Here is an 11259-nt window from a genome sequence, read left to right on the forward strand (position 1 = left end):
GCTGCTCGGCCCCGGGCGGGCAGGCCCGATCCGGTGCGCTAGCCGGACGCGCCGGCCCAGCGGCCCAGGGACGCGCTGAGCACCGCGAGGGCGGCCGGCCCGGCGGTGGAGCTGCGCAGCACCTCGGGGCCGAGCCGGACCGAGCCGGCGCCGGCCTCGGACAGGGCCTCGAGCTCGGCGGGGGCGATGCCGCCCTCCGGTCCCACGACGAGGACGATCCGCTCCGCGCCCGCCCAGGGCGTGCGGGGGGCGCCCAGCAGGTCGGCGAGACCGTCCGTGGCCTGCTCGTGCAGGACGAGCCCGGCGGTGCCCGGCTCACGGAGCAGCGCGGCGAGCTCGCGCGTGCCGGCCAGGGGCAGGACCTCGGGCCAGGCCGCACGACGGGACTGCTTCGCCGCGGCCGCGACGGTGTGCACCCACTTCTCGTGGCTCTTGGCGGCGCGCTCCTTCTTCCACCGGACGATGGAGCGCTCGGCCTGCCAGGGCACCACGGCGTCGATCCCGAGCTCGGTGGCCGTCTCGACCGCGAGGAGGTCGCGCTCGCCCTTGGCGAGCGCCTGGGCGAGCACCAGCCGGGGCCGGCGGACGGGGTCGGCGCCCACCTCGGCGAGGCGCACGTCCATGCTCTCCCTGCCCGCGGCCAGCAGCTCCCCGGTCGCCCGCGCGCCCGCGCCGTCGACGAGCTCGAGGAGCTCCCCCGGGACCAGGCGGCGCACGGTGACGGCGTGGCGGGCCTCCGGCCCGGTGACCGTGAGCACGGCCCCGGGGCCGAGCCCGCCGAGTCCGCCGGCGTCGACCTTGAAGACGGGCAGGCTCACCGGTCGAAGCGGTCCTTGAGCCGCGAGAAGAAGCCGCCGGAGCCGGCCGGGCTGTCCAGCGTGGTGCCGGTGGCCTGCTCCTCGCCGCGCAGCCGCGAGAGCTGCTCCAGCAGGGCGCGCTGTTCGTCGTCGAGTCCCGTGGGGGTCTCCACCTCGAGGTGGACGAAGAGCTCGCCGCGCCCGCCGCCGCGCAGCCGGGTCGCGCCGAGGTCGTGCAGGGTGACGGTGTGCCCGGTCTGGGTGCCGGGGGTGACCGGCACCTCGCGCTCACCGTCGAAGGTTTCGAGGGTCACGGTGGTGCCCAGGGCCGCGGAGGTCATGGGCACGCTGACCCGGGCGTGCAGGTCGTCGCCCTGGCGCTCGAAGGTGGGGTCCGGGTCGACCTTGAGCTCGACGTAGAGGTCGCCGTTGGGCCCGCCCGCGGTGCCCGCCTCGCCCTGGCCGGAGAGGCGGATGCGGTTGCCGGTGGAGACCCCGGCGGGGATCTTCACGGTCAGGGGGCGGCGGTCGCGCACGCGGCCCTCGCCGTAGCACTCGTGGCAGGGGTGCTTGATGACGGTGCCGAAGCCCTGGCAGGTGGCACAGGGGGCCGCGGTCACCACGGTGCCGAGGATCGACTGGACCTGGCGCTGGACCTGCCCGGCGCCGTGGCAGACCTCGCAGGTCTCCGGGCGGGTGCCCTCCTGGCAGCACGTGCCGTCGCAGGTGGGGCAGACTACGGCGGTGTCCACGGTGATCTTCTTCTCGGTGCCGAAGACGGCGTCCTTGAGGGACACCCGCACGTTGATGAGCGCGTCCTGGCCCTGGCGGGTGCGGGAGGCGGGGCCGCGGCGGCCCGACCCGGACCCGCCGGCGCCCTGGAAGAAGGTGTCGAAGATGTCCTGGAAGCCGAAGCCCGTGCCGGGGAAGCCGCCGCCGAAGCCGGTGTCGGTGCCGTTCTCGTTGCCGGTGGCGTCGTAGACGCGCCGCTTCTCGGGGTCGGCGAGGACGTCGTTGGCGTGCGAGACGCGCTTGAACTCCTCCGCGGCCGAGGGGCTGGGGTTGACGTCCGGGTGCAGCTTGCGGGCCTTCTTGCGGTAGGCCTTCTTGATCTCTTCCTGGCTGGCGTCCCGGGACACGCCCAGGGTCTCGTAGTGATTGCTCACCGTGGTCCGTTCTGTCGAGAGGTCTGGTGGAAGGTCTGGCGGAGGGCCCCGGTGCCGGGGCCCGCGGGGGGCTCAGCCCCCGAGGATACGGGAGAGGTAGCGGGCGACCGCGCGCACGGCGGCCATCGTCGAGGGGTAGTCCATGCGCATGGGGCCCACCACCCCGACCTTGGACTGGGGTCCGTAGCCGGTGGCGACGACCGCGGCCTCGGACAGGGGTCCCGCGGCGTTCTCCGTGCCGATGCGCACGGCCACCCCACGGGCGTCCTGCTCCATCTCGGAGAGCAGCCGGAGCATGACGACCTGCTCCTCGAGGGCCTCGAGGACCGGGCCGATGCTCAGGTGGAAGTCCCCGGTGGACCGGGCGAGGTTGGCGGTGCCGGCCATGACCATGCGGTGCTCGGCGCCGCCGGCGGCGAGGGCGCCGACGGTCTCGGCCACCGTGGCGGCGGCCGGCCGCAGCGGGGGCGCGACGTCGGCGATCATCGTGACCAGGGCCTCCGGCACCGCGACCAGGGAGCGCCCGACGGCGGCGGCCAGCACCCGGGCGCGCAGCTCCAGCAGCTGGGTCTCCTCGAGGGGGGCCCGCAGCACGGCCACGCGCTGGGCGACCCGCCCGTTGGTGGGGATCAGCACGACGAGGACCCGGCCGGCCCCGAGGTCGACGACCTCCACGTGGCGCACGGTGACCCCGGACGCGTGCGGGTACTGCACGACCGCCACCTGGTGGGTGAGCTGGGCGAGCAGGCGCACGGTGCGCTCCATGACGTCGTCGATGTCCGCCGCGTCGTCCAGCAGGCTCTGGATCGCCCGGCGCTCCGGCCCGGACAGCGGCTTGACCGCCGCGATCTGGTCGACGAACGTCCGGTAGCCCTTGTCGGTGGGGATCCGGCCGGAGCTCGTGTGGGGGGCCGTGATCAGGCCCTCCTCCTCGAGCGCGGCCATGTCGTTGCGCACGGTGGCAGAGGAGACGCCCAGCCGGTGCCGCTCCACCAGGGCCTTGGAGCCCACGGGCTCGCGGAAGTGCACGTAGTCCTCCACGATGGCCTGCAGGATCTGCAGTCGTCTCGGATGGTTCACGTCGCTCCTCCCTGTTCTCCCTGTTCTCCCCCGGCGCCCGGACCGCCTGGCACTCGGGCGCCCACAGTGCCAGCGCGGTCCAGTGTAGCCCCCGTGTCCGACGACCGGGCCGCCCGCCCGGGTTTGGTACGCTTCCGGCTGATCCGCGCCGGTCGCGCGGGACCGCGACCCGGGAGGACGAGCATGAGCGACCACGGCTGGGGCCCGCGCAGCCTCGACGACGACTCCCTCGCCCGCCGCCGCCCCCCCGCCGCGCAGGTGCCGGTCGCCCCGGGCCTGCTCCTGGAGGACGTCACCACCGGCTGGGTGGGGGCGGTCGTGTCCCTGGAGACGATCGGCGGGATGCGCGTCATGGGCCTGGAGGACCGCCGGGGCCGGGTCAAGGCGTTCCCGCTCGGACCGGGCTTCCTGCTGGAGGGCGAGCCCGTCGTCGTCGTGGAGCCCCGCCGGGCGCCGGCGCCGAGGAAGCCGGCCCGCACCCGGTCGGGCTCCGTGGCCGTGGAGGGCCTGCGGGCGAGCACCGCCAGGGCCTCCCGCGTCTGGGTCGAGGGCTACCACGACGCCGAGCTCGTCGCGAAGGTGTGGGGTCACGACCTGGCCGTCGAGGGCATCGTCGTGGAGCCGCTGCACGGCGTCGACGACCTGCCCGCGGCCGTGCGGGAGTTCGGCCCCGGACCGGGCCGGCGGCTCGGGATCCTCGTGGACCACCTCGTGGCCGGCTCCAAGGAGTCCCGGATCGCCGAGCGGACCATGCGCCTGCCCGGGGCGGCCGGCAACGTCCTGGTGCTGGGCCACCCGTACGTGGACATCTGGCAGGCCGTCCGGCCCCGCGTGCTGGGCATCGAGGCCTGGCCCGTGGTCCCGCGGGGCACCGACTGGAAGACCGGCACCGCGGCGGCCCTCGGGTGGCCGCACCGCACGCCCGGCGACCTGGGGCGCGCGTGGCAGCACATCCTCTCCCGCGTGGACAGCTACGCGGACCTCGAGCCCGCGCTGCTGGGCCGGGTCGAGGAGCTCATCGACTTCCTCACCGCGCCGGGGGCCTGAGCGGGACCCGGCCGGGCGGGCGCGACCAACATCACGTCACAAACGCACACGTTGCACCGGCGGGTCCCGCGCAACCCGCGCGCCGGCCGGTAGAATCGTCCTACGCCATCCACCGACCGCGGCCGTGCCGCGGTCCCGCCGCCGAAGGACGCCCGTGCCCGTGCAGACCGACCCCCGATCGAGCCACGAGGACGCCGAGGCCCCGTTCGAGGGCCTCTCCCCCGTGGCGCAGCCGCTGACCGTCACCGAGGACCACCAGTGGGCGACCCTGGCCCACTTCGGCGGGGTGGTCGGTGTCGTGCCCTCGTTCCTGATCCACCGCGTCTTCCGCGGCCGGGGGCGGTTCACCGAGCAGGAGTCGATGGAGGCCATGAACTTCACCTTGCTGCCGACCCTCGTGGTGGTCGCCGGGATCCTGCTGGCACCCGTCCCCTACATCGGCTGGCTCTTCGCGCTCGCGGCCACCGCCGCCTGGCTGCTGCTGGCGGTCGGCTCCCTGGCCGGCGGGATCCGGGTCAACCGCGGGGAGCCGCACCTCTACCGCTTCAACACCCGTCTCTACGACCGGCTCGTGGAGAGGCTGCGCGAGCGCTCCCGGGGGCGCTCGGCCCGCCGCTGAGCCGTCCGCCCTCAGGCGAGCAGGCGCCGCACCACGGCGTCGCCCAGGAGCCTCCCCCGCAGGGTGAGCACCACCGTGCCGTGCAGCGCCTGCGCCGGTTCCACCATCCCGTCGGCGATCAGCCCGGCCACCGCGGCGCGCCCGTCGTCGTCGAGGGCCGCCACGGGCAGCCCGTCCCGGATCCGCGCCTCCAGCATGACCCGTTCGAGGTGACGGGTGCCCGCGTCGAGGACCTCCCGCCCCGCCGCGGGCGAGTGCCCGGCACGCACCCGGTTCGTGTAGGGCACGGGGTGCTTGAGGTTCCACCAGCGGGTCCCTCCGACGTGCGAGTGCGCGCCGGGGCCGATCCCCCACCAGTCCTGGTTGTGCCAGTAGGCGAGGTTGTGCCGGCTCCGGTGGGCCCGGGCGTCGGCGCCGCCGGCGGGCCGGGACCAGTTGCTCACCTCGTACCACTCGAAGCCCGCGTCCCCCAGGACCCGGTCGGCCAGCTCGTACTTGTCGGCCTGGTCGTCGTCGTCGATCGGCGGGACCTCCCCGCGCCGCATCCGGGCGGCGAGCCGCGTCCCGTCCTCGACGATCAGGGAGTACGCCGAGACGTGGTCGGGCGCGTAGCCCACGGCCGTGCGCAGCGAGTGCTCCCAGTCGGCCAGGGACTCCCCCGGGGTGCCGTAGATCAGGTCCACGCTGACGCCCAGCCCGGCCTCGCGGGCCCACGCGACGGCCCGGGGGACGTTGTCGGGGTCGTGGGTGCGGTCGAGCACGGCGAGCACGTGCGGGGCCGCGGACTGCATCCCGAAGGACACCCGGGTCACCCCGGCCTCGGCCAGCACCCGCAGGGACCGCGGGCTCACGGAGTCCGGGTTGGCCTCGGTGGTGACCTCGGCGCCCTCGGCGAGCCCGAACGTGTCCCGCGCCGCGTGCAGGACCGCCGCGAGGTCCTCGGCGGGCAGCAGCGTGGGGGTGCCGCCGCCGAGGAACACGCTGTGCAGGGGCCGCACGGCCACGCCGGAGGCCTCCAGCACCCGGCGGGCCCATCGCACCTCCGCGGCGGCGTCCGCGGCGTAGGCGTCCTGGGAGACCCCGGCGCCGAGCTCCGTGGCCGTGTAGGTGTTGAAGTCGCAGTACCCGCAGCGGACCGCGCAGAACGGCACGTGGACGTAGAGGCTGAGCGTGCGCTCGGCGGAGCCCTCCGCGGCGGAGGCCGGCAGCCGCCCGTCGAGCGGTCCGGGCAGCCCCTCGGGCTGGGCGGGGGCCACTACTTCTTCTTGTCCTTCGCCTCGTCGGAGGACAGCGCCGCGACGAACGCCTCCTGGGGCACCTCCACCCGGCCCACCATCTTCATCCGCTTCTTGCCCTCCTTCTGCTTCTCGAGCAGCTTGCGCTTGCGGGAGATGTCGCCGCCGTAGCACTTGGAGAGCACGTCCTTGCGGATCGCCCGGATGTTCTCGCGCGCGATCACGCGCGAGCCGATGGCGGCCTGGATGGGCACCTCGAACTGCTGGCGCGGGATGAGCTCGCGCAGCTTGCCGGTCATCATCACCCCGTAGGAGTAGGCCTTGTCCCGGTGGGTGATCGCGCTGAACGCGTCGACGGGCTCGCCCTGCAGGAGGATGTCCACCTTGACGAGGTCGGCGGCCTCCTCGCCCTCGGCCTTCCAGTCCAGGGACGCGTAGCCCTTGGTCCGGGACTTCAGCTGGTCGAAGAAGTCGAAGACGATCTCCGCGAGGGGCAGCCGGTAGCGCAGCTCCACCCGGTCCTCGGAGAGGTAGTCCATCCCCTTCAGCTGGCCGCGCTTGGACTGACACAGCTCCATGATGGCGCCGATGAACTCGGACGGCGCCAGGACCGTGGCGGCGACCATGGGCTCGCGGATCTCGGCGATCTTGCCCGCGGGGAACTCGGAGGGGTTCGTGACCACCCGCTCGGAGCGGTCCTCCAGGGTGACGTTGTAGCTCACGGACGGGGCGGTGGAGATCAGGTCGAGGTTGAACTCGCGCTCCAGGCGCTCCCGGACGATCTCGAGGTGGAGCAGGCCCAGGAACCCGCAGCGGAACCCGAAGCCCAGGGCCGCGGAGTTCTCGGGCTCGTAGACCAGGGCGGCGTCGTTGAGCTGGAGCTTGTCCAGGGCGTCGCGCAGCACCGGGTAGTCGGAGCCGTCGATCGGGAACAGCCCGGAGAAGACCATCGGCTTGGGGTCCTCGTAGCCGCCCAGGTTCTCCGCCGCCGGGCGCTGGTGGTTGGTCACGGTGTCGCCCACGCGGGACTGGCGCACGTCCTTGACCCCGGTGATCAGGTAGCCGACCTCCCCCACGCCCAGGCCCTCGGTGGGCTTGGGCTCGGGCGAGATGACGCCGATCTCCAGCAGCTCGTGCTGGGCGCCGGTGGACATCATCTTGATCCGCTCGCGCGGGGTCAGCCGGCCGTCGACCACCCGGACGTAGGTGACCACGCCGCGGTAGGTGTCGTAGACGGAGTCGAAGATCATCGCCCGCGACGGGGCGTCCTCCCGGCCCACCGGGGCCGGGACCTCCTGGACGATCCGGTCCAGCAGCGCCTCGACGCCCTCGCCGGTCTTGCCCGAGACCCGCAGCACGTCGTCGGCGTCCACGCCGATGAGGTTGCCCAGCTCCTGGGCGTACTTGTCCGGCTGCGCGGCGGGCAGGTCGATCTTGTTCAGCACCGGGATGATCGTGAGGTCGTCCTCCATGGCCAGGTAGAGGTTGGCCAGGGTCTGCGCCTCGATGCCCTGGGCGGCGTCCACCAGCAGCAGCGCGCCCTCGCAGGCGGCCAGGGACCGGGAGACCTCGTAGGTGAAGTCCACGTGCCCCGGGGTGTCGATCATGTTGAGGGCGAAGTCCTCGCCGGCCACGTTCCAGGGCATCCGCACGGCCTGGGACTTGATCGTGATCCCGCGCTCGCGCTCGATGTCCATCCGGTCCAGGTACTGCGCCTTCATCTCCCGCGCGGTCACCACGCCCGTGGCCTGCAGCATCCGGTCCGCCAGCGTGGACTTGCCGTGGTCGATGTGGGCGATGATGCAGAAGTTGCGCAGGATCGACGGATCGGTCGAGGCGGGAACCGGGGGGTTGACGGCCAGCGGTGACACGGGCGGTCCTTTCTCCGGGAGATCGTCGCTTCCGGCAGGTCCTGGGGCTACCGGCGGGAAGACCGCGCCGGGGATTCAGCTGTCCAGTTTCCCACGTTTGGCGGTGGGGGGCCATTTCGTGCCGCACCGCGCCCCGGTCCCCGACGACGACGGCGCACGCCCCGCGCCTAGAGTGGGCGCATGATGCCGAACCTGCGCGCCCTGGGGCGCTTCGCCGCCCGCGCCGTCGCGGCCTATCGCCGCTCGGCCGGGAGCCGTGCGCCCCTGGGCCGCGCCCCCGAGGGCGTCCGCCCGCGGCCTTCCGGGACCCGGCCCGGGCGGCCTTCCCGGCCCTACCCCGGTGACTGGACGGGGCCCGTGCACCCCGTCCACCGGCCCCGGCCGGACGGGGAGCCCGATCCCGGCGAGGTCGTGTGGACCTGGGTGCCCTACCAGGAGGACCACCGCCGCGGCAAGGACCGGCCCGTGCTGGTCGTCGACCGGCACGGGGAGCACCTGCTGTGCCTGATGCTCACGTCCCGCGACCGCTCCGGAGACCTCGCCGCCCGCGCCGACTACCTGGACGTCGGCACCGGGCCGTGGGACCGCCGGGGACGGGCCTCCGAGGTGAAGCTGGACCGCGTGCTGCAGGTGCTGCCCGCCGACGTCCGCCGGGAGGGCGCCGTGCTCCCGGCGGAGCGGTTCCGGCAGGTCGCCGAGGAGCTGCGCCGCCGCCGCGGCTGAGCGGCTCCGCCCCCGCCCGGACGGGGGCGCGCACGCGTGGCGCCTCCGCCGGGCGGAGGGCGAACGTCTGCTAGACTTTTCTGCTGTGTGTCCGCGCTGGTCGTTGGGCACCGCAGGACGGTCGCCACACGGGCGTCCCCACTCCCACTCAGTCACATGGCCGGCCTGTTTGCCCTCACTGACCGAATTCCGCACCCACCGCCAAGGAGTTTCACGTGGCCAACATCAAGTCCCAGAAGAAGCGCAACCTCACCAACGAGAAGTCGCGCCTGCGCAACAACGCGTACAAGTCCGAGCTGAAGACGCTCGTCCGTCGCGTCGACGACGCCGTGAGCGCCGCCGACAAGGAGACCGCCCAGGACGCCCTGCGCGTCGTCTCCCGCAAGCTCGACAAGGCCGTCAGCAAGGGTGTGCTGCACAAGAACAACGCGGCCAACAAGAAGTCCGGTCTGGCCAAGCTGGTCGCCAAGATCTGATCGCCCGTTCCCCGCGAACGGTGACCGCCGCACCCGGCGGTCCGCCCGGAGGCCCCGTCCCGTTCCAGGGACGGGGCCTCCGTCGTGCCCGGCTCCCGCCGCACCCGGCGGGCCTCCCGGGCCGTGGGCCTCAGCGGCGCCCGGACAGCGCGATCGTGGTGATCGCCCGCTCCACGGCGTAGGCCGGGTCCCGGCCCTCCCCCTTCACCTGGGCGTCGGCCTCGGCCAGCGCCCGCAGCGCGCGCACCAGGTCCTCCTCGGAGAAGCGGCGCGACTCGTCCTGTGCCCGCTCGACCTGCCACGGGGCGGCGCCGATCCGCTGGGCGAGCTGGCCCGAGCCGCCGCGGGTGCCGTGGACCTGCGCGATGGTGCGCAGCTTGGCGGCCAGCGCGCCCACCATCGGGACGGGGTCCACCCCGGTGTCCAGGGCCTGGCGCCAGAGCTTGAGCGCGCTCTCCGCGCGGCCGGCCAGGGCGGCGTCGGCCACCTTGAAGGCCGTGGCCTCCACGCGGCCCCCGTAGTACTTCTCGACGTCGTCGAACGTGATGCTCTCCGGTCCGTCCGAGAGCAGCTGCGCGCACGCGGCGGCCAGCTCGGCCGTGCTGCTGCCGACGGCCGCGGCCAGGGCCCGGGCCGCGTCGGGGTCGATCCGGCGGCGGTGGGTGCGGAACTCCGTGACGATGAAGTCGGTCTTGTCGCGGTCGTTCTTCAGCGGCTTGCACTCCACGACGGCGGCGCCGGCGGCCTTGAGCGCGTCGAGCAGCTTCTTCCCCCGGTTGCCTCCGCCGTGCTCCCAGAGCACGACGACCTCCGGGTCCGGCGCCCGGACGTAGGCGAGGCCGTCGGCCAGGCAGTCGTCGTTCATGGCGGCGAGGTTGCTCACGTGGATGAGCTTGGCGTCGTCGAACAGGGAGGGGCTGGCCAGGGCCGCGAGCTGTCCCGGGGCGTAGGCCGCGGCGTCGACGGTGGACAGCTCCACGGGACCGCGCTGGTCCCGGAGGGCCGCCCGCACCCGGTCGCGGGCGCGGGCGGCGAGGTAGTCCTCCGGGCCGGTGAGCAGGACGAGCGGGGCGGGTTCGACGTCGCGCCAGGTGGGGCCGGCGGCGGGTGCGGGGCGCCGTGCTGGGGTCATGGCCGCGTCCTCCTGTGGTGGCGGCCGGACGGGCCGCGGGATGGGGTCGGGCCCAGTTTCTCACGGGGCCGGGACACCGGTGGCGCGGTCCCGGGCCGCGGATCCCGTGGGCCGGGGACGAGGCCGGCCCGCCCGGTCGTGGCAGGGCGGGGACGCCGGGCTCCGGCGCCGGAGCGGTCCGCCGGCGGGCCCGGCGGCGGACCCGGTGACCGCGGGTCCCGGGGAGGCGCTCCCCGTTCACCCCGGCGGCTCGCTACCGTGGTGCCCATGACGCAGAACACGAGCACCGAAGAGCACAGCACCGGCACGCACACGGGGAAGGTCGCGGTCGTCACCGGGGCCTCGACCGGGATCGGGGAGGCCACGGCCCGGCGGCTGCGCGCCACCGGCTGGACCGTCTACGCCGTGGCCCGACGGGCCGAGCGGCTGGAGGCCCTGGCCCGCGAGACCGGGGCGGTCCCGGCCCCGTGCGACATCACCGTCGACGCCGAGGTGGAGGCCCTGCGGGAGCAGGTGCTCTCCGAGCAGGGCCGGGTGGACGCGCTGCTGAACATCTCCGGCGGGGCCCGCGGCACCGACCGGGTGGCCGACGCGAGGACGGAGGACTGGGCGTGGATGTACGAGGTCAACGTGCTGGGCACGATGCGGATCACCCGGGCGTTCCTGCCGGCGCTGCGCGAGAACGGCGAGGGAACCGTGCTGAACCTGACGTCCCTGGCCGCGCACCGGGCCTACGAGGGCGGGAGCGGCTACAACGCGGCGAAGTTCGCCGAGCGGGCGATGACGGAGGCGCTGCGGCTGGAGGAGGCCGAGCACAACGTGCGGGTGGTGGAGATCGCCCCGGGGCTCGTGCACACGGAGGAGTTCTCCCTCAACCGGCTGGGCGGGGACCAGCAGGCCGCCGAGGCGGTCTACGCGGGGGTCGAGAAGCCGCTGACGGCCGACGACGTCGCCCAGGTGTGCGCCTTCGCCGTGGAGCTGCCGCACCACGTGGACCTGGACACCGTGACGATCAAGCCGGTGGCCCAGGCCGCCCCGCACAAGGTGATCCGCGGCAGCTGACCGTCCCGGCTCCTGCCGCACCGGCCCCGGGCCGGCGGGACGCCCGCGGCC

At 74.3% G+C, this 11259-nt stretch carries 11 protein-coding genes; 5 read left to right on the forward strand and 6 right to left on the reverse strand.

The genetic code is table 11. From position 1 onward, the window contains the following. Window positions 1-38: 38 nt before the first annotated feature. The 3 genes from RE027_RS11105 to hrcA form a co-directional block, all read right to left on the reverse strand. The gene (locus RE027_RS11105) at window positions 39-818 is read right to left on the reverse strand and encodes a 16S rRNA (uracil(1498)-N(3))-methyltransferase (protein WP_368808330.1); all 780 of its coding nucleotides are present in this window, start codon (window positions 816-818) and stop codon (window positions 39-41) included. Continuing rightward, the gene (gene dnaJ / locus RE027_RS11110; RefSeq protein ID WP_368808331.1) at window positions 815-1963 is read right to left on the reverse strand and encodes a molecular chaperone DnaJ; all 1149 of its coding nucleotides are present in this window, start codon (window positions 1961-1963) and stop codon (window positions 815-817) included. Before dnaJ ends, RE027_RS11105 begins: the two co-directional genes overlap by 4 nt. A 72-nt stretch (window positions 1964-2035) precedes the next feature. Then, complete coding sequence (hrcA, locus tag RE027_RS11115) at window positions 2036-3043, reverse strand: heat-inducible transcriptional repressor HrcA (RefSeq protein WP_368808332.1); 1008 nt, start codon at window positions 3041-3043, stop codon at window positions 2036-2038. Window positions 3044-3226: 183 nt separating this feature from the next. Between hrcA and RE027_RS11120 the strand changes: the two genes are divergently transcribed. Further along, window positions 3227-4090 (forward strand): DUF3097 domain-containing protein, encoded by an 864-nt coding sequence (locus RE027_RS11120; RefSeq protein WP_368808333.1) that lies wholly within the window; start codon window positions 3227-3229, stop codon window positions 4088-4090. Between the two features lie 154 nt (window positions 4091-4244). Continuing rightward, complete coding sequence (locus RE027_RS11125; protein ID WP_368808334.1) at window positions 4245-4709, forward strand: DUF4870 domain-containing protein; 465 nt, start codon at window positions 4245-4247, stop codon at window positions 4707-4709. An 11-nt stretch (window positions 4710-4720) separates the two neighbouring features. On the opposite strand, the gene hemW is transcribed toward RE027_RS11125, so the two are convergent. Together hemW and lepA are read right to left on the reverse strand one after the other, a co-directional pair. Continuing rightward, a complete protein-coding gene (gene hemW, locus RE027_RS11130; protein WP_368808335.1) occupies window positions 4721-5965 on the reverse strand; it encodes a radical SAM family heme chaperone HemW in 1245 nt (414 codons plus the stop codon). Beyond that, on the reverse strand, window positions 5965-7815 hold the full coding sequence (lepA, locus tag RE027_RS11135; protein ID WP_368808336.1) for a translation elongation factor 4: 1851 nt from the start codon (window positions 7813-7815) through the stop codon (window positions 5965-5967). The genes hemW and lepA overlap by 1 nt, the downstream gene beginning before the upstream one ends. A 180-nt stretch (window positions 7816-7995) precedes the next feature. Between lepA and RE027_RS11140 the strand changes: the two genes are divergently transcribed. Together RE027_RS11140 and rpsT are read left to right on the forward strand one after the other, a co-directional pair. Continuing rightward, on the forward strand, window positions 7996-8538 hold the full coding sequence (locus tag RE027_RS11140; RefSeq protein ID WP_368808337.1) for a type II toxin-antitoxin system PemK/MazF family toxin: 543 nt from the start codon (window positions 7996-7998) through the stop codon (window positions 8536-8538). A gap of 215 nt (window positions 8539-8753) precedes the next feature. Then, window positions 8754-9014 (forward strand): 30S ribosomal protein S20, encoded by a 261-nt coding sequence (rpsT, locus tag RE027_RS11145; RefSeq protein ID WP_368808338.1) that lies wholly within the window; start codon window positions 8754-8756, stop codon window positions 9012-9014. A 130-nt stretch (window positions 9015-9144) separates the two neighbouring features. Here rpsT and holA read toward each other — a convergent pair whose 3' ends face one another. Continuing rightward, window positions 9145-10146 carry a DNA polymerase III subunit delta gene (holA, locus tag RE027_RS11150; protein ID WP_368808339.1) on the reverse strand — a complete coding sequence of 334 codons (1002 nt, stop codon included), beginning with the start codon at window positions 10144-10146 and terminating at the stop codon, window positions 9145-9147. Between the two features lie 267 nt (window positions 10147-10413). Between holA and RE027_RS11155 the strand changes: the two genes are divergently transcribed. Further along, a complete protein-coding gene (locus RE027_RS11155; RefSeq protein ID WP_368808340.1) occupies window positions 10414-11208 on the forward strand; it encodes an SDR family oxidoreductase in 795 nt (264 codons plus the stop codon). Window positions 11209-11259: the final 51 nt, after the last annotated feature.

This window comes from Kocuria sabuli (genome assembly GCF_040981185.1).
GTDB lineage: Bacteria > Actinomycetota > Actinomycetes > Actinomycetales > Micrococcaceae > Kocuria > Kocuria sabuli.